We start from the raw sequence: 23,557 nt of genomic DNA, 5'->3' as shown, positions 1-23,557 counted from the left end.
TAATGGGAACTATAGTACAATATCGCCCGTTTCAACCTTAACTTTAACGAGAGACTGACATTGAGCGAACAACAACAAGACCGCCTGAATTATAAAAGCGCGGGCGTCGATATTGAAGCCGGCAACGCTTTAGTCGAACGCATCAAACCCATCGCGGCCAAAACCCGTAATGCGGGCGTCATGGCCGGTTTAGGCGGCTTCGGTTCGCTGTTCGAATTACCGCTGGATCGCTATAAACAGCCGGTATTGGTCTCCGGCACCGACGGCGTCGGCACCAAATTGAAACTGGCTTTGGATTTAAACATCCACAACAGCGTCGGCATCGACCTGGTAGCGATGTGCGTGAACGACATCATCGTCCAGGGCGCTGAACCGCTGTTTTTCCTGGATTATTTCGCCACCGGCAAACTGGAAGTCGATACCGCCGCCAGCGTCATCGAAGGCATAGGCAAAGGCTGCGAGCAATCCGGCGCGGCTTTGGTTGGTGGTGAAACGGCGGAAATGCCCGGCATGTATGCCGATGGCGATTACGACTTGGCAGGCTTTTGCGTCGGCATCGTCGAAAAAGATCGCATCATCGACGGCAGCCAAGTCAAAGCCGGCGACAAACTGATCGCCCTGGCCTCGTCCGGCCCGCATTCCAACGGCTATTCCTTGATTCGCAAAATCGTCGCCCGTAGTGGTCTGGGTTGGTCCGACAATGTCAACGGCAAACCACTAGGCGAAACCCTGCTGACCCCGACCCGCATCTACGTCAAACCCTTGCTGGAATTGCTGAAGACCGTACCGGTACACGCAATGGCCCATATCACCGGCGGCGGCATCACCGAAAATCTGCCGCGTGTGCTGCCCGATGGTTTGAACGCGAGCGTTCAGCTATCCGCCTGGCAATTGCCGGAGATTTTTGCCTGGCTGCAAGAACAAGGCAATGTCGAATTAGCCGACATGCTGGTTACCTTCAACTGCGGCATCGGCATGATAGTCTGCGTCGCGGCAGAAGACGAAGCCGCTACCTTGGAAATATTGGCACAGCAAGGCGAAACCGCCTTCAGCATCGGCGACATAGTCCTCGGCGACGGCAAACCACACGTAATCTACTCCTGACTCTGAAAATATCTCCGCCATGCCTGAAATCCACAGGCATGGCGTTAAAAGATCTTCAGTTTCATCTGCGATCAATTCAACACCAAGAAGGTCATTTCCTGATCAGTGAGTTGCCAACGGCTTTGAAGCAAGCCACCTCATGTCGCCATTCCTAAAGAAATTGCCAATATCTTGAACTACGGTGATTAAGCTTTGCGGCGAACGCCCAAAAAACCTAACAATGCGGAACCGAACAACCAAACTGCGCCAGGGACTGGTACGGCTGCTAACGCAGTGCCTGATACCGTTACCATATCAAAACGCCAGGTGCCGGTAGAACCATAAGTACCGGTTGGAGAAGATGCCGCGTATGCGCTTGTTGAAGGCGCGAATGCCGCTAAGACACGAAAGCCGAAATTAGCATTGTTGGCTACCCCGGCGATACTGCTGAAATCGACTGAACGGCCGTTGAACCAAGTATCGCCTGCTGCGCCGCTAAACAAGGCAAAATCAGTCCAGGTACTACCGTCCGTAGTGTATTGCACTTGCTCATATTTAGAAGACGTATTGCTGTGGCGTAAGTCGTAACTAACCTGAATGTTATTGAAACCCACCGTGCTAACCAGATACCGCGTACCGCGGGTTTTATTGCCGGCACCTTGAGCCGCATAACTGGTGGTATTCCAACCACTGTCATCGCCTATCGCCGGGTCGGATGAACCGCCACTCGCATCGCCGCTAGCAAAAGTTGCTGTGGTGCCTCCTACCAGCGAAGCCGAGCCGCTACCGATGCTAGGGGCGCCTGTGCCGGTACCGGTGGCTGAATCAGCAGGATTCGAGTTGAAATTCCATTGCGTAATTACAGCCGCTTCCGCGCCGGCGCTTACAGATAGAACCACTAGCGCGCTAGCCATCATCATTTTTTTGTTCATGTTTGGATTCTCTTAATTATTGGTGGTCAAGAAGACATTTCCGGACTGCTTATCGGGCCCGGAAGACTATCCATCACAAAAAAGCCCGACATAAAGTCGGGCTTTCGATCAATCAATTTGGGAACACGCCCTGCCCCTTAAGCAATCAGGCTTCACGGCGGCGCAGGCCGATCATGCCGGCAATTGCTGAACCGAACAACCAAACCGCCCCAGGTACCGGTACTGGCGCAGCAGTCAACTCAATGGTGCGATCAATGCCATCAGCTGGATGCTGCACGTTGATATACGCTTTGTTTGGATTGAATTTGTCGAAATACAAACCGGTGCTTTCAGCACCTTGAGTAGTCAAACTGATCCATTTGGAGAGAGACTCGGCAACCCCGTCACGATCTGCATCCTTGGCAAACCATACATCTTCCACACCACCATCTTGATCTTCAACGATGTAGATATTGCCTTCAGCATCAATAGCCAAGTTATCGGCATTTTTGAATTCACCGCCTGCCGCCAAACCAGTCGCCAAATCGATGGTGTTGCTGTCGGCAAACAGTTTGACTTCGCTAGTGCCAAGATCAATAGAATAAACGCGGCTACGGCCGGTGCCTTGGTTGCCGTCGGTGTCTGAATCGGTAGTCGTGAAGTACAAAAACTGGTTACCGTTAGCCAAGTTTTGAATTTCCATGTCTTCAGGGCGATTAAAACCTGTGCCTTTTACAGCGGCATTATCGGCGCTGACGCGGCCGTCGATCGTGCCGTCGCTAAGCTGTGCGGAAATACCGGCTAAAACGCCACCGTTGACATCGGTAATAGCTTCCCATGTTGATGCACCGGTGATAGCAGCACCGGTAGTGCCTTCAAACTGGGCTCCTGCACCGACTTTTAAAGCAAATGTTTGCCCAGCGGCAAAAAAGCTGTCGCCGCTAGTGGCAAATGGATTGGCCGATACGTATTTGTATACAGAACCACCGTTCAATTCATCGACAAAATACAAGTTGTTGTTTTTGTCGAACGCCAAACCTTCGTGAGAAACGCGCGGCAGAATGGAACGTTGGATAAATGTGCCGCCATTCGCCGCCGCACTGGTGGCATTGGTCACTTCAAACAAACGACCCTTACTGCTACCTGCACCCCAAGATTCTTCAGCCGTCAAATAGCCGCCCCATGGTGTCCACAAAGAAGCATCGCCGGAAACAAAACCTTGCGTACCTGGCGCCACGATAGTGGTGGTGCGCGAGTTGTAGTCGTTATTCCAAAGATCGATACGTTGCACGCCCGCGGAACCGGTTTCGAACGGCATGAACAAATAACGACCGGCGTCAGGACCGGTTTCGTTGGCGGCTATCATGTCCCAGCTACCTGAGTTGGAACCTGGCACCAAGGTGTTTTGGGTCTTACGGTCGGCGATGGTTTGTTGAGTAAAGTTGGGCGAAGACAATTTATAAGGTGTCGCTGAACCTGGGCTAACAGGAACCGTGTTGCCTGTCATCGGCGTAAAATTGTCGAATTCGGTAGAAGCCGCTTGCGCAGTCAAAGGTGAAACGACAGCGGTAACAGCTGCGGCAATCAGAGTTAATTTAAAAGCTTTCATAAAAAAGTCATTCCTAAAGCAAAGTCGGTTAATTGTTTTTGGTCTTCCGCAAAAATCTGCCTCACAGAATTTGCAGAAAGAATGTTAACCAGCGCTCAAGAAATTAAAGTTGCAGTTCTGTTAAGTTTTCGTGACATGTAATACGCCGCTAGTACCCATTCTGTTGCGACTAAAATCACCTTATCTACTCCCACTGGCAGCCACTCCTGCCCTTCAACCCAGAAGAATTTGAATCCCCGACGATGTCTGGCGACAAACGTCGTGCCCATCAGGGACTCAGCATGGCGATTAGGCTACAAGACGCTCAAGAGCGGATATTGCAGTCCTGTCCCTAAAATAAGTCCGAATGGACGAAAACTGCTTATTTTCTCTGTTTTGCTCAAGAAACCTCAGCGAATTGGCATGTGCAGAACGGCACATCATCAAATATTTCCGGAATACAGAATTGCTTCAGTAACACTGAAAGACACCCAACATGAGAAAAGCATCAACTGGAGAACTGCGCACAGAAAACCGCACGCACGTTTCGGAGGAAAGGGAGATTTAACGGCAGTCCCTATCGGTGACAAGGAACTTAAGAACCGGGTGAAAATTTGTCACCAGGGGTTTTACCGATTACACAAACGATTTTGGACGGTATTTTGTACAAGCAATAAAAAAGGCCTAGGTGAAAAACACCTAAGCCTTTGATATATATGGAGCTGGCGATGGGACTCGAACCCGCGACCGGCTGATTACAAATCAGCTGCTCTACCAACTGAGCTACACCAGCAATTCATTCGCGCATTATACCTGTAATTTCGAACTTTTCCAGCACTAAGTTCGGTCAACTCGCCTAATTGCAATCACACACCTTGAATACTGCTCAGCATGCTGCCGATGTAATTGAGAGTTTCGTGCAGAAAAACAATTAATTCATCAAGTTTATCCTGCACAAACACCAGAAAATGACTGTGGTTGAAGTTTTGATCTTTGTAAAAACTCAAACCGTTGTTAATGGTATTGGCCCCCATCAACAACATGATGAACGCCGCCGCCTTCAGCATTAAACCGCGTAATTTCACACTCATTTTGCCGAAGGCGACGCTGATAAACAGCATCATCGGTAAAGTCCCTGCACCAAATGCCAACATCAACGCGCCCCCCTCAAGCAAGGTAGCAGCCGTGGTGGCTTTCACAGCCATCGCAAACGTCAACATACAGGGCATCAAACCATTCAAGAGACCCGCGATAACCGAACCTAGCAGCGGCCCTTTTTGATTCGCCGCAGCATAGCCTTTGCGCAACACTTGCATGGGAATCAAGCGTATCGAGCCTTGCCAAGGTATCCAGCCCAATACGCCCAGCGCCAGCACAATGACGACCGCGCCCATCAACATTTGCAAGATACTTTGGATTTTGCCGAACAAACCGCTGGACACCAGTACCACGCCCAAAGAAGCAGCCAATACACCGATCATGGTATACACGGAAATGCGAGCGGCCTGATATGCAACATACGGTAGATAGGTGCGGCTTTTCCCGGCCCGCATGAAGTAACCGGACACCAACGCGCCGCACATCCCCAGACAATGCCCGCTGCCTAAAAATCCGGCCACAAAAGCCAGGGAATAATCGAATCCCGTGGCCGCAGCCATTTCGGTCATGCCGTGCATGGCATGATCCATACCTTCCATATTGTGTTCCATTTATTTGTTCAATCGAAGTGAGTTGACGATGACAGACACCGAGCTCAAAGCCATCGCCGCGGAGGCGATCATCGGATTGAGTTTGCCCAGCGCCGCCACCGGAATCGCTATGGTGTTGTAACCGAACGCCCAGAATAGGTTTTGCTTAATGACACGGATGGTAAATGCGCTCAGTTCGATAGTAGCGGTGACTTTGCCTATATCACCTTGCACCAACGTTAGATCCGCTGATTCGATGGCAATGTCCGTGCCGCTGCCTACTGCAAAGCCAACATTGGCCGCGGCCAGCGCCGGCGCATCATTGATGCCATCACCTATCATGCCGACATTATGCCCTTCATCCTGCAACTGACGAATGATTTGCAGCTTTTGCTCGGGCTTGGCATTAGCGACTACATCCGCGATGCCGACCGTATCCGCGATGCAATAAGCGGTTTTTTCGGTATCGCCAGTGACCATCATGGTTTTAATACCCAAGTCGTGCAGCCGCGCAATAGCGGCGGCGGCTTCCGGGCGCGGATTATCGGCAATCGCGAATATGGCCGCTTCCTTGCCGTTGATCGCCATGTAAACCGGAGTTTGCCCTTGATCAGCAAAATTATCGGCCTGCTCCACTAAGCGACTTACATCAACTTGCTGATTCTCCAGCCAAGCCCGGTTGCCCAGTAACAATTTATAACCGTCCACCTCGGCGCGAATACCGTGACCGGTTTCGCTATAAAAATAGGCGCAATCCTGTAACTCGACACCCGCGTCGCGGGCATAGGCCACCACGGCTTTGCCGAGAAAATGCTCGGAGTTGTTCTCGGCGGAAGCCGCCAACATGACTAGTTTGTTTTCAGCCAGGCGGGATATTTTATAAACCTTGCTCACCCGAGGTTTACCTTCGGTGATGGTGCCGGTCTTATCGAACACGATGGCGTTCAATTTACTGGCGATTTCCAGACTTTCGCCATTGCGGATATACACCCCCTGCTTAGCAGCTTGACCCGTGCCGACCATGATTGCCGCTGGTGTTGCTAGACCCAACGCGCATGGGCAAGCGATCAACAAAACGGTGATGGCATTGCCGAAAGCAAACGCGAACGGCGCGCCGGCCAGCAGCCATCCCACCAGCGTCGCGCCGGAAATAGCCATCACCGCCGGCACAAACACCGCCGAGATTTTATCGACCTGCTTTTGAATCGGTAACTTAGCGGCCTGGGCTTGATCGACCATATGCACAATGCCCGCCAGCACCGTATCCATGCCTACCGCCGTGGCCTTGACATGCAATACGCCATTGCCGTTGACACAACCGCCGATCACGGTTTGGCCGACACTTTTCACCACCGGCATGCTTTCGCCGGTAATCATTGCTTCATCGACGGTGGAAAGGCCGACAATCACCACGCCATCGGTGGGAATTTTTTCACCCGGCCGGACCAGCATCACGTCATTGATCTTGATTTCGTCTACATCGACGCTGCGCTCGCTACCGTCGCTCATCAACAAGGTTGCTGTTTGCGGTTGCAAATCCACCAACTTGCGGATCGCTTCGCCGGCCTTGCCTCTGGCCCGTTCTTCCAAATAACGGCCCAGTAACACAAAGGTGATGATAGCGGCGGCAGCTTCGAAATACACATGCCCGCGCCGCCGGAACAGCGAGGGAATACTGTAGCCGTAAGCGGAACCCACGCCCAGCGCGATCAAGCTATCCATGTTGGCCGCGCGTTGTTTGGCCAGCCGATACGCCTTGCTGAAAAATTGCCAGCCTGTGCCGAATACGACTTGCGTGGTCAGCGCAAACTGCAACCAATGCATCCAGGAGCGGCCGCCCATCGTCATGGCTATCGTCACCACCGGAGTGGTTAACAGCCCTGCCCATACAAATCGACGCCGGGCTACGTCAATTCGTTGCAACTCCTTTTCGATGAGCTTCTTCCGCTGCGACAGCGTATCGATGGGCATGGCGCTATATCCCAGTTTTTCGATTTTATCGATCACCTCGGCTTTGCTAATCTGGCCCTGCACCGTAACGGTTTCAGTGGCAAAATTGACGCCGGCTTTTTTAACCCGTTCGTCGCGGTTTAACACCATTTCGATCAACAACGCGCAGGACGCGCAACTCATGCCTTGCACGGCCAAATCAACTTCTTGCAACGGCCCGTCGAAGGCTTTTTTCTTGTCTTTTTTTAACTCAGTCTGCTTTAACGCGATATTGCCCAACACCGCGTCCAACATAATCAGCAAATTTTTCGCCGGCAGACGATTAGAATCGAATTCGATGACTACCGAACCAATTTCAAACACCGAGCGCACACTTTTAATTTCCGGGCGCTTTTTCAGCAGGATTTCCAGGATATAGCCACGCTCCGGGTCGTTAAGCAACACCGGCGTAATGATCCGAATCCGATTTTTTAGCTGATGTCGAACGGAAAAATGCGCGTAATTTAGAGTATCGGTTTCCATGGGCGACTGAGGATTTGATGGACTAGCGAGCCCATCCTATGGAAATCATAGGATGGGCGTTGACAATCTCTACTTGGGCCGGCGCGAACGTACTAATAAGAAAAACATATAAAACACCGCCATCCACTCGTAACGATGCACGATGGGTTTGACCAGCCACTCCTGCGTGATGCGGGTCCAGTGGGTTTTTATTAAGTACAAGACCAGCACATCATTCAAGAAATCTATCGTAGCTTTTTCGGGATCTTTAAACAGGGCTTTCGGGCCTTTGGTACTGACTTTGCCGATAATTTTGGCCGCCTGTACCGTTTCCTTGCCGGCTTGATATTTATCACTGAACCAGCCACCAATCCGGGTGCCTTTCAAGCGCTTTTTAATGCCGAGAACAGACTTTTTAGCCTTCTCCGCTAGCGGCTTACTGTCGAAATAACCTTGCTGTTCCAGCTCGGCAAGAATTTGAAACAGCTGTGCCGCCAAACTGGTAAAGCCACAGACAGCCCCATCGTATCGGATTGATAATTTGCCCTGCCCGCGATAAAGGTTCACTGATTGGACGCCATTAATTGCGGCAAGCTTGGTGCTGATTAAGTTCGCCGCAGTCGGTTGACAAGCTTGCGCGGGCACCTGAAAACGCACATGACCGTCATGGCGGTAACGTAGTACAAATTCTTTTTGGATAGCCATAGTCAACAGGGAAAAGTAAAACGGGCGGTCCTGCCATGGCAACGACCACCCGTTTCAAGTTACAGCCAAATGTCCAAGAATCGAACGGGATTAGTTGCCTTCTTTCGCTTCGGCAACGATGTCTTCGAGGTTTTCTTTTTGATGCAATACAAAATCCTTGCCGGCATCAATCGTTTTTGTGGCGCTGGAAATAATTTCCTTTCTGTATTTGTACACAAAATAGCCCGCCACCATGCCTGCACCGAACACCAATAGAGGGTGTTTCGCTAATTTAGTCATCAATTTTCCTCCAGTGTTTACAGTTGCAGTGGCTAGTGTACCAGCCACCACCTGCTTAGTCATGGATGAATCGTTCGAGCTCTTCTTTGGGTTGTGAACATGTGCCATATGCATCCTCGTTGCTGGTTAAGACTGGGGCTGGGTTGAATCGTCGGCGTCTTCAGGTAAAACCTGTGCCTCGTGCAACATTTGATAGATTCCCTTGCAGCCCTCGCAGCAAAAGCGCTTGTCGCCTTGCAGGGTTTTTAATCTAAACCCTTCCACTTCAACAGCTAGCCCGCAAAGATCGCAGCTTTTCTTATTATCATCCATTGTTACACGAACTCACTTATTACCTGTGCACATGCGCGGATTATAGCGCCTAAATAACCTTGGTAAACACGGCACGAGCGAAAACAAAATCATACGCTGACAAGGCCAGCGCAAGCAGGAAATGATCGATCACTCTGAAGCTGACCAATCAATACATCCGCTGAGGTAGCGACTGCGATCATCGTTTGCCGTGCGCCGCTCGACTGGATGCCTTCATCAAAGCAATTCTCAGTGCGCCAGTCAAACTCGCGCTCAAACCAAGGCGCATCGCCAAAGCTGGCACCAAAATCATCGACGCCACCGCCAAACCTGCCCCCAGCACCAAGCCGGCAGTATTGATTTGCTGTGCCACGACTTCTTGATTTACAACAATTAATTCTTGAGCCATTTAGATACCTCACGCAGAATAAATTTAAAATCCACCGGAGCTAAACAGCATAAAGAATGCCAAAATATAATCGTTTGATTATATTGACTAAAAGTAAATGCCTTGTAAAAAACCAGAAAAAATCAGGGAAATGCCTCGTTATTTTTAAGTTATTTAACATAGTTTTTGCAAAGGACATTCAAAAAAAATCCCCAGCCTTGTATCTGAATACGATACAAAAAACTGGGGATATATTGACTCTCTAGCGCTCGCAACGAGCAAACATTAGAGTGCCGGAACTACTCCTGATCGAGACCAAACGCTTTGTGTAACGCACGCACCGCCAGTTCCAGGTACTTCTCGTCGACCACCACGGAAATTTTGATTTCGGATGTCGAGATCATTTGGATATTGATACCCTCGTCGGCCAGCACTTTAAACATCGTGCTGGCAATACCGGCATGCGAACGCATACCAACGCCGACAATCGACACTTTGACGATACTGTTATCGCCAATCACCGTGGTATTGCCGCCCAGGTCGGCGCGCAAACCGTCCAACACTTTCTGCGCGCGGGCGAAATCGTTGCGGTTGACGGTAAAGGTAAAATCCGTGGTGCCATGCGCGGAGATGTTCTGCACGATCATGTCCACCTCGATATTCTCGGCGGCGATCGGTCCCAAGATTTTCGACGCCACGCCCGGCAGATCAGGCACGCCGGTCAAGGTCAGCTTGGCCTCGTCCCGGTTAAACGCGATGCCTGAAATTAACGCTCTTTCCATTTCTGATTCCTCGTAGGTAATTAGGGTGCCGTTGCCTTCCATAAACGAAGACAACACGCGCAATTTGACATTGTATTTGCCGGCGAACTCGACCGAGCGGATTTGCAACACTTTGGAGCCGAGGCTGGCCATTTCCAGCATTTCTTCAAACGTGATGCGATCCAGGCGGCGGGCTTTCGGCACCACGCGCGGGTCGGTCGTATACACACCGTCCACATCTGTGTAGATATGACACTCATCGGCCTTCAAAGCCGCAGCTAATGCCACACCGGTAGTATCCGAGCCGCCACGGCCAAGCGTCGTGATGTTGCCATGCTCGTCCACGCCCTGAAATCCGGCCACCACCACCACTCGACCAGCGTCCAAGTCGGCACGCATATTGGCTTCGTCGATTTCCCGAATCCGCGCCTTGGTGTGCGCGCTATCGGTGAGAATCCGCACTTGCGCGCCGGTATAGGATCGCGCCTCGCAACCGATTTGGTGCAAGGCCATCGATAGCAAAGCGATGGTGACTTGCTCGCCTGTGGACAGCAACACGTCCAACTCCCGGTCGGTCGGCTGCGGCTGCAACTCTTTCGCCAAGGCCACGAGGCGATTGGTTTCGCCGCTCATCGCGGACACCACCACCACAATCTGATCGCCCGCATCGCGGGCTGTTTTGACTTTCTCGGCGACCGCCTTGATACGTTCCACCGTACCAACGGAAGTGCCGCCAAATTTATAGACGTACAATGCCATGCTTTTTTAGACCTTTCTCGGCTGTTAGGCTTTTATAGTTGTGTCGCTATCGCGACGGGTATTTTAATGTCGGTTCTCGGACCGACGGCCGAGATACTTTCTTTTGCGTCGCCAAAAGAAAGTATCCAAAGAAAAGGCGACCCGGATGCCGCTTATTTCCTCCGCTCCTCGCTTTTGACGGGGGTTGACGAAAGGGGCTTCCTGCCCCTTCGTCAACGCGATGCATCCCTGCATCGCCCCTACGGGCTGATCCCGCCAAAAGCTCCGGTGCTCGGCGCGGCATACGGGGCAAAAACCATCCAGGCATTTATTGAAAAACCTATAATATTTCTTTCGCGTTAATCAGCCGATTTCCTAGCGATGTTACATATGACAAATGTAACAAGAAAAATTTGCACCAAGTTATTTATAAAAGACATAAGTAACAAATAGAACGGCAAAGAATTGCTATTTGGAGAAAATCCGTAAACCGATAACGAAGCAGTGATTAATAAACAAATTATCGAAAAATAATAGGTAAAGAAAAACGTATCGAGGTATCCATTTCTTTTATAAGCCTCAAAATTAGGCGATTTCGTGAAAACAAATAAAATAGTAATTACAGTCGCTAGAAAACCAAGCATTGTGTAAGAAAAACCAGCAATCATATTAGCCAGATCTTTCTTGTTTTCGGATAACAACCAAGGAGAAATCCAGTGAAGCTCAGTCGTTTTCTTGTAGATCAGATAAAGCACTGGACCAGGAACCAGCATCGCAAAACTTAGAAATAGATTCAACATTACCTTGCTTGATCGCTTCATCCTGCTCATGTTCGATCACCTTCTTTTTGAGAACTGAATTGTTGGTAATTTTCTCCCTAATCTTTGTAGCAATTTCTCTCTCATCCCGCGTGTTGATATTGTCTGCTACTATCCCATTGCCAGCCAGATATAAATCAATCAAGGATGGGTGAAGATCATCTTTTGCGCGAACAACAAGCTTCTCAAGACCTTCATCAGGAATTCTTGCCATCATTTTTTTGACAGCTTTTCCGATATCCTTTCTAGCTTTAGGTTTGATCACAATTTCTAAACTATCAACATCTTCAAACTCATCAGCGCTACCTCCAAGGTAATTGGCGATATCATCAAAAAAATCATTCGATTTATTTATCTGAATCGTCGATTTCCCAATAAAAGGCATAGACATAGCTTCTGCTTTCGTGGCTTGGTGAAGAAATGGTATTAAGTTAAATTGATATTCCGTAATTCCTATCGACGACAAAACGTCATTTATGAAATTACCAAACGATGCAAGACGTGGCGCCATCGTTGTAGAAGCAAATCCAAGGTAGCTATCCATGACAAAAACGTAAGATGCAAAACCGAGCATCTCATCCTTATCAAGTACATCATAAATTTCACCCACACTAGTATCTTGCGAATTTATCTTTTTGATAACTTCTTTGCTTCGAGTCTGGATAAACAAATACAAGTCACCAGGCCCATGCAACAAAAAGATATGTTCTCCATTATGTGTAAATTTGTTTTTATAATTTGGATCTTTAAACTGACAAAAGGCTTGAATGAAGTTCTTAATAGGCATTCTGTATTTAACGCCAGTTTTTACCTCAGTAAAAACATATCCATAATAGCTCAGTTTCATGTCTGCTTTTTTATCCTAAAAGTTAAATAACCGCTTATCTATGACAGTTTTTGTTTACCCGTGCTGAATGCCGCTTCATAGGTTGGGGCGGGCTTTATCCCGTATGCCGCGCCGAGCACCGGAGCTTTTGACGGGAACAGCCCGCAGGGGCGATGCAGGGATGCATCGCGTTGACGAAGGGGCAGGAAGCCCCTTTCGGCAACCCCCGCCAAAAGCGAGGAGCGCAGGGAATAAGCGGCATCCGGGTCGCCTTTTCTTTGGATACTTTCTTTTGGCGACGCAAAAGAAAGTATCTCGGTCGTCGGTCCGAGAACCGACTTCAAAACAATCCGTCGCGATAGCGACACATCACCGTCAGAAATGCCTATCGGCCTAATTCAAGCCTACAAACCCTATCGTTGCGATCCCGAACATCTTCGGTATTGGCAGCTTTCAATAGGCCGCGTAATTGTTGCAAAGTAAGCAACTCAGCTTGATTTGACTTAAGCAAGTCCATCCTCTGTTTTAGAATCGCCCTATGCCAATTCGGAGACCTAGTTTCTGCATTTGTCATAGCCTTCTCCGAAATTAACCAGCCAAACGTTCCCTCACCCACTCCGGCACCGCCGCCAACGCCGCCGGCAAGCCGGCTGGATCGTTACCACCAGCCTGCGCCATATCCGGCCTACCACCGCCTTTGCCACCCACTTGAGTAGCGACAAAATTCACCAATTCGCCGGCTTTGACCTTGTCCATCGCATCCTTGGACACGCTGGCGATCAGACTGACTTTATCGCCGCTGACCGCCGCCAAAACTAGCGCAGCGCTGCCGAGCTTATTTTTCAACTGGTCTGCCAAATCGCGTAGAGCTTTCGGATCGACGTCGTCCAGTTTCACCGCCAAGACTTTCACGCCGTTGACATCGACAGCCTTGCTGGTCATTTCATCGCCTGCCGAGCTAGCCAGTTTGGCTTTGAGTTTTTCCAGTTCTTTTTCCAGCCCGCGGGTTTTTTCCATCAGTTGATGGACTTTGTCGGCGGCTTTGTCCGGTGCTGCTTTCAATAAACCGGCGATGCTGAGCAAGGCTTTTTCGCGCTGGTCGATCCAATCCAGGGCACCTTGACCGGTCACGGCTTCCAGACGTCTCACGCCGGCCGCGACACCGGTTTCGCCGATGATTTTGAACAAGCCGATGTCGCCGGTACGTTGCACGTGGGTACCACCGCACAATTCGGTGGAAAAATCGCCCATCGTCAATACCCGTACTTCGTCGCCGTATTTCTCGCCGAACAAGGCCATCGCGCCGGCTTTCACCGCATCGTCCTTGGCCATGATTTCGGCGGCAACCGCGTTGTTTAAACGAATCTGTTCGTTGACCAAGCGTTCGACGGTAGCAAGTTCCGCTGGCGTCATCGGTTCGAAATGCGAAAAGTCGAAACGTAAGCGCTCGGAATTGACCTGCGAGCCTTTTTGCTGAACATGCTCGCCCAAGGTCGCCCGCAGCGCGGCATGCAATAAGTGCGTCGCCGAGTGATTGCGTTCGGTCGCTTTGCGGATTTCGGCATCGACGCTGACTTCGCAAGCTTGGCCTTCGCTGAGCGTGCCGCGCAACACTTTACCTTTGTGCAGGAACAATTTACCGCCCTGCTTTTGGGTATCGTGAACCTCGAAAACCGCATCGCCGGATTCGATTCGGCCGGTATCGCCGACTTGGCCGCCTGACTCGGCATAAAATGGGGTTTGATCCAGAATCACCACACCTTCGTCGCCGGCCTCCAACGCATCGACCGGCTGGCCTTGCTTGAATAAGCCCAGGATTTGCACGGAACCGTCCAGATGAAAATAACCGGTAAATTCGGTACTGCTGTCGTGTTTGATGTCTTGATCGTAATCAGCGGCAAACGTACCGCCGGCGCGAGCCCGGTCACGCTGAGCGGCCATTTCCACTTCAAATCCGGCGTGGTCGACACTCAGTTTGTGCTCGCGGGCGAAGTCGGCGGTCAAATCCACCGGGAAGCCGTAAGTGTCGTACAGCAAGAACACTACATCGCCAGGGATGACATGGCCGTCCATTTTGGCGACGCAGGCTTCCAAAATTTTCATGCCTTGTTCGAGGGTTTCCGCGAAGCGCTCTTCTTCTTTTTTCAGTATCCGCTCGACTTGTTCCTGGGCATTCGCCAGTTCTGGATAAGCCGCCCCCATTTCCGCCACTAGCGGCGCGACCAGTTTGTAGAAGAAGGTATCCTGAATACCCAAGCGGTAACCGTGACGAATCGCCCGGCGGATAATTCGGCGCAACACGTAACCGCGACCTTCGTTGGACGGCAAAACGCCGTCAGCGACCATGAAGGCGCAGGAACGAATGTGATCGGCGATGACCCGCAACGAGCTATTCGCTAAATCGTCGGTGCCGGCTAGTTGCGCGGCGACTTTTAACAGGTTTTGGAACAGGTCGATTTCGTAGTTGCTGTGCACGCCCTGCATCACCGCCGAAATACGTTCCAGGCCCATACCCGTATCTACTGAAGGCGCGGGTAGCGGCGTCAGGTTGCCGTCCTTGTCTCGATCATATTGCATGAACACCAAGTTCCAGATTTCGATGTAGCGATCACCGTCTTCGTCCGGACTGCCTGGAGGCCCACCGGCGACATGTTCGCCGTGATCGTAGAAAATTTCGGTACAGGGACCGCAAGGACCGACATCGCCCATCGACCAGAAATTGTCCTTGGCGCCGATCCGCGAGAAGCGTTTCGGATCGTGCTTGACGTCTTCCAGCCAGATTGCTTCGGCTTCGGAATCTTCATCAAATACTGTGACCCATAGCCTTTCCTTGGGAATGCCCAACTCCTTGGTCAGGAAGTCCCAGGCAAAATGAATCGCATCGCGCTTGAAATAATCGCCGAAACTGAAATTACCGAGCATCTCGAAAAAGGTATGGTGGCGCGCGGTATAACCGACATTTTCCAAATCGTTATGCTTGCCGCCGGCCCGCACGCAGCGTTGGCTGGTGGCGGCACGGGTGAAATCGAGCTTTTCCCGCCCCAGGAATACGTCTTTGAATTGCACCATCCCGGCGTTGGTAAACAACAAGGTCGGATCATTACCCGGCACCAGCGAACTGGAGGGACGCACGGCGTGGCCGTGTTGGCGAAAGAATTCCAAAAAGGCGGCCCGCAATTCGGCGCTAGTCATTTTTTTCATTGTGGTTACTTCAATGTTTTTCGTTTTAACAAGTTGTTTGTAAGCATGTGCCGATGCCAGAGCTGCATCAATCGCGATCGATGCGCTTCACTTCGTTCAGCACATCCTACGGGCTCCGCGAATCCCAAAGCTAATAAAGTCAATCACCCCATCGCCTAATTCGCTCATTTTCCAAACGCGCTTTAATATTTATAGGGTCTTGCCGACAATCCATCACGGCATAAACAGAAACAAATTCATCATCGACAGTGTAATAAATCGCATACGGAAAGCTTCTTGCTAACAGCCGATGAAAGTCAGCAAACTTTTGGGGATGAATGCCGGCATAAAGAGCCAGCGAATCAATATCCGCATAAAGAGAGTCCAAAAAATAACGGCCGACGCCCTCTTGTTGCCGCTCGTAAAACTCAAAGCCATCCAGCAAATCAAATTTCGCGCTGTCAAAAATTCGAATTTTCATCGAATCCTATCTTGAATTTCCCGCTTTGCTGCTTCCCAATCCGTAAAACCAATCTCACCCGACTCCGCCAGGCGCTTTCTTTCCGCCAACAAATGACCATGCCAATCAGGTGATGAATAGTCAGCTGCTCGAGTGGATAAATCGTTCCATAGCTCTTCCATCATGCCAATTTTCTCGGCAACCGACATTTCTTTTAGCGGCAGTGTAACTTTCATAAATTCGCTCCCGAAAGGCCTAGCAGGAAACCGAGGCGGATCGCGTAATGCACGATTGGGTCCGCCAAATGCCAACTTAGTTTACTTTGCATTCGTATTGGCATCCGCTCTAGCCAATTTTATTTTCAATTCCGCAAACAAGCGCTTGATCATCTCGCCGCTGAAGCCGCGTTGCTGTAAAAAGCGACTGCGCTTCAACCATTCGTTTTGGGTCAGCGATTTTTCGTCGTCGTATTTACGCGAATACACATCCAGCAGCACATTTTGCCAGCCGCCTTGCTCCTCGGCCTGTGCATCCAGATCGGCGTCGTTGATACCGCGCTGTTGGAGTTCATAGCGAATTCGCATCGGACCATAGCCATTCTGGATGCGTTGTCGGACATAGCATTCGGCATAGCGTGCATCGTTTTGCCAGTTCTGCTCGGCTATCTGATCGATAACCGGTTCAACTTCGTCGCGATCGAAGCCGCGCAAGGCCAATTTATCCAGCAGTTCCCGGCGGCTATGTTCGCGCCGGGCCAACAACCTCAGGCAAATGGCTTCGATCTGTTGGCGGCGCTCAATCGCCGTCGACAAACTCGGCGTCGTCGTCTTCACTGACTGCCGCCGGCGCGCTCGCTAATTTGGCAAAGGCTTTTTCGCGGATGGCCTTTTCCAGTTCTGCCGCTTTGTCCGGGTTATCGCGCAAAAACTGCTTGGCGTTATCCTTGCCCTGGCCAATTTTCTCGTTGTTGTAGGCGTACCAAGAACCGGACTTTTGGACGAAGCCAAATTCCACACCTAAATCCACCAGTTCGCCGAAGAAGGACACGCCTTCGCCATACAGAATTTCGAAATCGGCTTGCTTGAACGGCGGCGCCACTTTGTTTTTGACCACTTTGACGCGGGTCTCGTTACCGATCACCTCGTCGCCTTTCTTGATCGCGCCGATGCGGCGAATATCCAGTCGCACCGAGGCATAAAACTTCAGCGCATTACCGCCGGTAGTGGTTTCCGGGTTGCCAAACATCACCCCAATTTTCATCCGCAACTGGTTGATGAAAATCACCAAAGTGTTGGAACGTTTGATATTGGCGGTCAGTTTGCGCAAGGCTTGCGACATCAAGCGCGCTTGCAAACCCATGTGCGAGTCGCCCATGTCGCCTTCGATTTCGGCCTTGGGCGTTAAAGCGGCCACCGAGTCGACCACCACGATATCAACGGCGCCGGAGCGCACCAGCATATCGGTGATCTCCAGGGCTTGTTCGCCAGTATCCGGCTGCGAAACCAACAAATCGTCGATATTGACGCCGATCTTTTGCGCGTAGATAGGGTCCAGCGCATGCTCGGCATCGACGAATGCCGCCGTGCCGCCCAGTTTTTGCATCTGGGCGATGGTTTGCAGCGTCAAGGTGGTTTTACCGGACGACTCCGGGCCGTAGATTTCGATAATCCGGCCGCGCGGCAAACCGCCGACACCCAGCGCAATATCCAAGGACAGCGAACCGGTCGATACGACTTCGATGTCGCGGCTGGCGGCGACATCGCCCATCCGCATCACGGAGCCCTTGCCGAATTGTTTTTCGATCTGCATCAACGCGGCGCCCAGCGCCTTTTTCTTGTTTTCGTCCATTTTAGTACCTGCTGTTGTCTGGCCGGTGAAAGCCGCGCATTATCCCATATACCCTGGCTGTGAAACAGTTTTAATCGTTCTGCAAAGCCTAGAAAAAACCGGCAGCAAGTTGCGGGTTGAAAGGAAAATACAAGTGCAGATAGGAGGCTTGTAAGGAGCCGTTGCGGAAAAAGCCCTCGCCATGACCAAAGCTGCGTTGCGGCGAGGAAACCGCAATCGGCTCCAGCGTGGTTTCCAGCCTGGAAAAATGAAAACTGTGACCGCGAATCTCGCCCTGAGCCAATTGCAGACTGTGCATACCCAAATTGGCCAACCGGGTTTGCATGACTGCGCTGCCGGGTAACAAACCTACCATAGCCGCTTGATAGCCTTCCTTGTCCGCCAAACTATCCAGCAAATATAAAAAGCCGCCGCATTCGGCATAGATGGCTTTGCCGACCTGATGATGCTCGGTTAAAGCCTGCTTCATCGCCAAGTTGTCGGCTAAAGCTTGCAGATGCAGTTCCGGGTAGCCGCCCGGCAAGTAAACGCTATCGGCCTCTGGCAAGGCACTATCAGCCAGTGGCGAGAAAAATACCAGTTCGGCCCCCATCGCTTGCAGACAATTCAGATTGGCTTGATAAATAAACGAAAATGCCGCGTCTCGCGCCACCGCGATGCGTTTACCCTGCAACAAGCGTGGCGGCGGATCGGTGGAAACGGCGACAAAGGCGACTGGCTCGGGTAAAACACAGGGCGTAAAGCTATTCAATAATTCTGCGGCCCGCGCCAACCTGGTATCCAGATCACCGATTTCGTCGGCCTGCAGCAAGCCCAAGTGCCGGGACGGCAAGCCGACTGCCTCGTCTCGACTCATCGCCGCCAACAAGGGCATGCCCGCCGGCAAGGCTTCTCGCAGCATCCTGGCGTGACCCGCGCTACCGACTTTATTGGCGATCACGCCCGCGAACGCCAAATCAGGCCGATAGTTCGCCAAACCAAATGCGACTGCCGCAAAGGTTTGCGCCATGCCCTGTGCGTCAATCACAGCGGCCACCGGCACCGCCAAAGCTTGGGCCAGATCAGCACTACTGCTGTCGCCATCGAATAAACCCATCACGCCTTCAATCAAGATCAGATCGGCTTCGGCGGCGGCGCGGTACAGCAGTTCGCGACAATGCGCCTCGCCCATCATCCATAAATCCAGCTGATAAACCGGCTGGCCGCTGGCATACGCCAAAATCTGCGGATCGATGAAATCCGGGCCAGTTTTAAAGACCCTTACCTTGCGGCCTTGTTGTCTATGGTAGTAAGCCAGCGCGGCGGTGACGGTGGTCTTGCCTTGCCCGGAAGCCGGGGCGCTGATTAACATGGCAGGGCAATGCCGGACATTGGGTTTTGAATGCATAAACAGCGGGCTATGGAAATTTCAATCGGCCATTCTACCGTTTATGAAGACGGTTTAACCAATCCAGCCGGCACGCAATCCGGCGTCTACTTGGCCGGTTCCTTGCGATAGAACCACATTTGATAAACACTCATTAATATTTGTACGCCCATCGACAAGCCCATCAACGCACCGCTAAGCACTACCACATAGGCAAATTCGGAAATATGCTTGGTGACAAACCAGGACACCACGTCCAATAGCATTGCAAAAAACGGAATCACCAGCGCCACCCGCTTGACGTAGATATTCATATCGCAGAGCAGAAAAATTTTGCCAATGAAAAACAGGATGAAGGCAATGCCGAATAAATGAATATGCGACACCCTGACCAGCGCCGGCGTCGACGCCCCGCCTTTATGCGCCACTTCCGCGACACCTTCGTAATGCGTCAGATTGGGCAGGCTCGGGTTGGCGACCGGGTTATGACAGTGGATGCAGTCGCGGTTCAAAATCGGCGCAATTCTTTGCTCGTAAGCAGGCTGCCCCGCGCCATCCTGGATCCATTTCAAGATCACTTCCTTATCGCTTTTGTACTTCAGATTGGGCTCCATGATGCCGTTGATCGCCGCGCCCAGCCGCGATTGCGTGGTGGAACCGTGGTACATAATGATAATGTCGTCTATCGACAAACCGCGCTTACCGTCGCGGCCTTGATGGGTGTAATACAAATTCACCAGGGCCATCAGATAGCCCAGCCCGATGGTCAACAGGAATACAGTATTTAATATTTTCTCACTAGTGGAAATATCTCGAAAACGGCGATATTGCTTCGGCATAGGCAATTAAGAAAAAGGCAAAGTGGGCACGATCCATGGCGCTAGACTGGTGCTGCGGGAAGCTTCTGACAAGCCAAATCGGCTCCCCAGCGGCTCAATGGCATCAAACTGCTTTTAGAATAATCGATATGCAAATATTGATCTATGCCAAGTTCGCGGAAAAATCCTAGCGGCGATTTTTATTTTTATCGCATAATCGACCATGGTTAAGCGCCAAGAGTGCTTCAAGCTCTCAGAACAGCACGTTCTGGTTTTGAATGAATTTTCCAACGTCCACTTTTGCTAGTACCGCAAAAACAACGATGAAACCATCCCCAGCACTTTAAGTCATTGGGGGATCCAACACAGCAGGAGAACATATGCGTACTTTATTACTTTCCTTACTTGCCGCTACCACCTTTTACAGCAGCTTATCAACCGCTCAAGCCCAAGATTCCGCTAGCGTGGCAATCCCGGATAAAGTCAGGGCCAATATTTTGAAACGACACCCGCAAGCGCAGGACCTGAAAGCGACTCAGGAAACCCACTTTGGTCAACAGCTACTGGAAGTCAGCTTTAAGGATACGGAAGACGAATTGAAGCATGAGTTATTTAGAACCGACGGCGCGTTGTTTGCGAACGAAATCCTGCTGGACAACGGTCTAGAAATATCACCTGACGTGACCAAAGTGCTGGCCGATAACTTCCCCGGCTATAAGCTGCATAAGGCGGAATTGGTGATTAATCCGAACGGCGTGGGCGAAGAATACGAATTGTTTATTGAGGTGGGTGGCAGCAAATGGAAGGTGGCGGTCAACGACAAGGGCAAAATCACGGATAAAGATGCTTATTAATGGCTGTCTCCCCAGGCACTTAATGCTAAGAATCTTAGAATTTCCTGCCTGTTAATCGGACACTTAAATTTCCCTGCTCCGTCATTCCCGCGTAAGCGGGAATCCATCTTGAAAACTCGGCCTAAGCATAAGCGTGAGCGACTATATTGAGGGCCGGTTTAATAAATCCGGCCATACTTGAGTGGTTTTCTTACTGCCTGAGTAGGCTGCTTGAGAGTGTCCTGAATTTTGCCCAATAGCTTTGCCCGTATAGACACTCAGGGAGCGCGGACGGGTAAAGCGCGTCGCTAGCCGTTTACTCTGACGCCTGGATTCGAATCCCAAGTTTCAGGAAATTCCCTATTTTCCGCCCCACCTCGCTAGTCTTACAATATTGGTATGACTCAAAATAATTCTTCCGTCACCGAACTGTTTCCCGGGTTTTCAGACGCCGATAGCTTACAGATAAGCCACGCGCTGAAGCTGGTCGAGCAACTTTCGGCGAACTGCAAGGACACTCTCCGCCCCAAAGGCGTCGATGTCGCCTCAATTTTAATGAGTGTGCATATCGATCTGGAAACTATTCTGGCGGCGCTGTTCAGCGATTCACGTGTTGCCGGGAAACTCAGCGACTCGACAATACGCGAGCAATTCGGACCGGTAGTCGCCGACTTGGTTAAAGACGTGAGCTGGCTGAATAATGTCAGCATTTACAGTACCGACATGGCAAACCAGCCCAATCAAGCCGAGATATTGCGACGCATGCTGCTGGCAATGACCCATGACGTGCGGGCGGTGCTGATTAAATTGGCTTTTCGTATTCAGCGGCTGCGCGGACTCCAACACGAGCAAGACAATATCCGCCGCTTCATTGCCAGGGAAACCCTGGATATTTATGCGCCACTCGCCAATCGCCTGGGTATTAATCAATTCAAATGGGAATTGGAAGACCTGGCGTTTCGTTATGCCGATCCTGAGCATTACCGCTTTGTCACCGACTCATTGGCTGTCAATCGCGAACAACGCCAAGCCTTTATTGAGCGGTTTTTAGCGGCACTTCAAAACCGTTTAAACCAGGAAGGCATACAGGCCAAGGTCTACGGTAGGCCCAAGCATATCTATAGCATCTGGAACAAGATGCGCCGCAAGCAACTGGCTATAAACGAACTGTACGACTTATTGGCAGTGCGCGTGGTGGTGGACAGTTTGTCGGCCTGCTACATGGTGCTAGGCTTGGCGCACAGCCATTGGCAGCATATTCCGCGGGAATTCGACGATTACATCGCCAACCCTAAGGAAAACGGCTATCAGTCCCTGCATACCGTAGTTTTGGATGAAGACGGCAACCGTATCGAAATTCAAATCCGTACCAAAGCCATGCACGACTTTGCAGAGCTGGGTGTGGCAGCGCACTGGCGTTATAAAGAGGGCAGCAAGTTCAACGCCGCCACCGAGAAGAACATCGCCTCGCTCCGACAACTGCTGGAAGACAAAGATAACACTGACGGCTTGCTGGAAAACTTTCATACCGAGCTGTTCTCCGACCGGGTATTCGTGCTGACGCCTGCCGGCAAATTGATCGACCTGGTCAAGGGCGCTACGCCACTGGATTTTGCTTATGCGATCCATACCGAGGTGGGTCACAGTTGCCGCGGCGCAAAAGTTAACGGCCAGATCAAGCCCTTGACTTACAAGCTGTGCTCTGGGGAGCAGGTGGAAATCATCACCGTTAAAAACGGTCAACCCAATCACAATTGGCTGAATCCCAACCTCGGTTACCTAAAAACCCCGCGAGCCATCAGCAAGGTAAAAAGCTGGTTCAAACAACAACAGCAAGCCGAAAATATTGCGGCCGGCAAATTGCTGCTGGATAAGGAAAGCAAGCGGCTAGGCTTGAAAACCGTCGATATCAACGAATTGTTAAGGCATTTTAAATTCGCGGATACAGAACATTTTTATGAAGCGCTAGGCCACGGCGACATCAACAACCGGCAATTGGCCGGCGCGTTGAAAATTCCGGAATTGGAACCAACACCGATCAAATTGGTGCCCAGCAAATCCTCTACGCAATCAGCGATTACTATCGATGACATTGATAATGTAGTGACCACGCTGGCCCATTGCTGCTCGCCGGTAAAGGGTGACGAAATTATCGGCTTTATCTCGCATAAACGCGGTATCACTATTCATCGCCGCGACTGCGAGAATATTCGGCATCTGTCGCCCGAGCAGCAATTGCAATTGTTGAAAGCCGATTGGAGCGGTCAACAAACTGTACATCACAGCGTACCGATTTTGATTCATGCCTTTAACGCGCAAAATTTGTTGAACGACGTTTCTCAGGTATTAGCCGCCGGGAAAGTACATATCAGCAACGCCTCATTGAAGACCCACGACGATTTGTCCGCGATTCTGAATATGACAATTCAAATCGAAAATACCGAGCAACTTAGTTTGGTGCTGGCACGTATCAGCCATTTGCCAAATATTATTGAAGTGAGAAGGAAAGTCTGACGCGCCCTGTA

The 23,557-nt window shown here is 50.9% G+C and carries 21 protein-coding genes and 1 tRNA gene; 4 read left to right on the top strand and 18 right to left on the bottom strand.

The window, feature by feature from the left end; translation table 11 throughout:
* The first annotated feature begins 60 nt into the window (after positions 1-60).
* Positions 61-1,104 (top strand): phosphoribosylformylglycinamidine cyclo-ligase, encoded by a 1,044-nt coding sequence (purM, locus tag ACWAU0_RS22900; protein ID WP_458139360.1) that lies wholly within the window; start codon positions 61-63, stop codon positions 1,102-1,104.
* 185 nt (positions 1,105-1,289) lie between these two features.
* Here the strand turns inward: purM and ACWAU0_RS22895 are convergent, their stop codons facing one another.
* From ACWAU0_RS22895 to ACWAU0_RS22850, 10 genes are all read right to left on the bottom strand, one after another.
* Entirely contained in the window at positions 1,290-2,015 is a 726-nt protein-coding gene (locus ACWAU0_RS22895; protein ID WP_033157294.1) for a PEP-CTERM sorting domain-containing protein, read from the bottom strand.
* A gap of 145 nt (positions 2,016-2,160) precedes the next feature.
* Entirely contained in the window at positions 2,161-3,603 is a 1,443-nt protein-coding gene (locus ACWAU0_RS22890; RefSeq protein ID WP_458139359.1) for an alkaline phosphatase PhoX, read from the bottom strand.
* 696 nt (positions 3,604-4,299) lie between these two features.
* A tRNA-Thr gene (locus ACWAU0_RS22885) sits at positions 4,300-4,375 on the bottom strand.
* Positions 4,376-4,448: 73 nt separating this feature from the next.
* Entirely contained in the window at positions 4,449-5,291 is an 843-nt protein-coding gene (locus ACWAU0_RS22880) for a sulfite exporter TauE/SafE family protein (protein ID WP_458139358.1), read from the bottom strand.
* Positions 5,292-7,742 carry a heavy metal translocating P-type ATPase gene (locus tag ACWAU0_RS22875; protein ID WP_458139357.1) on the bottom strand — a complete coding sequence of 817 codons (2,451 nt, stop codon included), beginning with the start codon at positions 7,740-7,742 and terminating at the stop codon, positions 5,292-5,294.
* Between the two features lie 69 nt (positions 7,743-7,811).
* Positions 7,812-8,426 carry a hypothetical protein gene (locus ACWAU0_RS22870; protein ID WP_101051521.1) on the bottom strand — a complete coding sequence of 205 codons (615 nt, stop codon included), beginning with the start codon at positions 8,424-8,426 and terminating at the stop codon, positions 7,812-7,814.
* Positions 8,427-8,516: 90 nt separating this feature from the next.
* Positions 8,517-8,768 carry a hypothetical protein gene (locus ACWAU0_RS22865; RefSeq protein WP_225587427.1) on the bottom strand — a complete coding sequence of 84 codons (252 nt, stop codon included), beginning with the start codon at positions 8,766-8,768 and terminating at the stop codon, positions 8,517-8,519.
* 63 nt (positions 8,769-8,831) lie between these two features.
* Positions 8,832-9,017, bottom strand: coding sequence for a heavy metal translocating P-type ATPase metal-binding domain-containing protein (locus ACWAU0_RS22860; protein ID WP_033157280.1), 186 nt, complete (start codon positions 9,015-9,017; stop codon positions 8,832-8,834).
* 178 nt (positions 9,018-9,195) lie between these two features.
* On the bottom strand, positions 9,196-9,405 hold the full coding sequence (locus ACWAU0_RS22855; RefSeq protein WP_026601374.1) for a hypothetical protein: 210 nt from the start codon (positions 9,403-9,405) through the stop codon (positions 9,196-9,198).
* Positions 9,406-9,683: 278 nt separating this feature from the next.
* On the bottom strand, positions 9,684-10,904 hold the full coding sequence (locus ACWAU0_RS22850; protein WP_101051520.1) for an aspartate kinase: 1,221 nt from the start codon (positions 10,902-10,904) through the stop codon (positions 9,684-9,686).
* Between the two features lie 66 nt (positions 10,905-10,970).
* On the opposite strand from ACWAU0_RS22850, the gene ACWAU0_RS22845 reads away from it, so the two are divergent.
* Positions 10,971-11,246, top strand: a complete 276-nt coding sequence (locus ACWAU0_RS22845) for a hypothetical protein (RefSeq protein WP_458139356.1) — start codon at positions 10,971-10,973, stop codon at positions 11,244-11,246.
* A gap of 360 nt (positions 11,247-11,606) precedes the next feature.
* Here ACWAU0_RS22845 and ACWAU0_RS22840 read toward each other — a convergent pair whose 3' ends face one another.
* The 8 genes from ACWAU0_RS22840 to ACWAU0_RS22805 form a co-directional block, all read right to left on the bottom strand.
* Entirely contained in the window at positions 11,607-12,548 is a 942-nt protein-coding gene (locus ACWAU0_RS22840; RefSeq protein WP_445366460.1) for a RexA family antiphage protein, read from the bottom strand.
* A gap of 567 nt (positions 12,549-13,115) precedes the next feature.
* Positions 13,116-15,728: an alanine--tRNA ligase gene (gene alaS, locus ACWAU0_RS22835; RefSeq protein WP_458139355.1), complete on the bottom strand. Its 2,613-nt coding sequence runs from the start codon at positions 15,726-15,728 to the stop codon at positions 13,116-13,118.
* Positions 15,729-15,867: 139 nt separating this feature from the next.
* A complete protein-coding gene (locus ACWAU0_RS22830) occupies positions 15,868-16,188 on the bottom strand; it encodes a type II toxin-antitoxin system RelE/ParE family toxin (protein WP_171694641.1) in 321 nt (106 codons plus the stop codon).
* Positions 16,185-16,403, bottom strand: a complete 219-nt coding sequence (locus ACWAU0_RS22825; protein ID WP_171694640.1) for an addiction module protein — start codon at positions 16,401-16,403, stop codon at positions 16,185-16,187. Before ACWAU0_RS22825 ends, ACWAU0_RS22830 begins: the two co-directional genes overlap by 4 nt.
* 81 nt (positions 16,404-16,484) lie before the next feature.
* Complete coding sequence (locus ACWAU0_RS22820; RefSeq protein ID WP_458139354.1) at positions 16,485-17,000, bottom strand: regulatory protein RecX; 516 nt, start codon at positions 16,998-17,000, stop codon at positions 16,485-16,487.
* Positions 16,963-18,015: a recombinase RecA gene (gene recA, locus ACWAU0_RS22815; RefSeq protein WP_033157268.1), complete on the bottom strand. Its 1,053-nt coding sequence runs from the start codon at positions 18,013-18,015 to the stop codon at positions 16,963-16,965. The genes ACWAU0_RS22820 and recA overlap by 38 nt, the downstream gene beginning before the upstream one ends.
* An 88-nt stretch (positions 18,016-18,103) precedes the next feature.
* Positions 18,104-19,402: a cobyrinic acid a,c-diamide synthase CobB gene (locus ACWAU0_RS22810; RefSeq protein ID WP_458139353.1), complete on the bottom strand. Its 1,299-nt coding sequence runs from the start codon at positions 19,400-19,402 to the stop codon at positions 18,104-18,106.
* Positions 19,403-19,488: 86 nt separating this feature from the next.
* A complete protein-coding gene (locus tag ACWAU0_RS22805) occupies positions 19,489-20,220 on the bottom strand; it encodes an Aq_1264-related membrane protein (RefSeq protein ID WP_458139352.1) in 732 nt (243 codons plus the stop codon).
* 359 nt (positions 20,221-20,579) lie between these two features.
* Here ACWAU0_RS22805 and ACWAU0_RS22800 point away from each other — a divergent pair, with 359 nt between their 5' ends.
* Both ACWAU0_RS22800 and ACWAU0_RS22795 read left to right on the top strand, forming a co-directional pair.
* Positions 20,580-21,053, top strand: a complete 474-nt coding sequence (locus tag ACWAU0_RS22800) for a hypothetical protein (protein WP_033157264.1) — start codon at positions 20,580-20,582, stop codon at positions 21,051-21,053.
* 378 nt (positions 21,054-21,431) lie between these two features.
* Positions 21,432-23,546, top strand: a complete 2,115-nt coding sequence (locus tag ACWAU0_RS22795) for a RelA/SpoT family protein (RefSeq protein WP_458139351.1) — start codon at positions 21,432-21,434, stop codon at positions 23,544-23,546.
* Positions 23,547-23,557 lie beyond the last annotated feature (11 nt).

The organism is Methylomonas sp. Uni0009, assembly GCF_054188105.3.
Note: the sequence above shows the minus strand (reverse complement) of the source record. Positions and strands in the feature narration are given on the sequence as shown.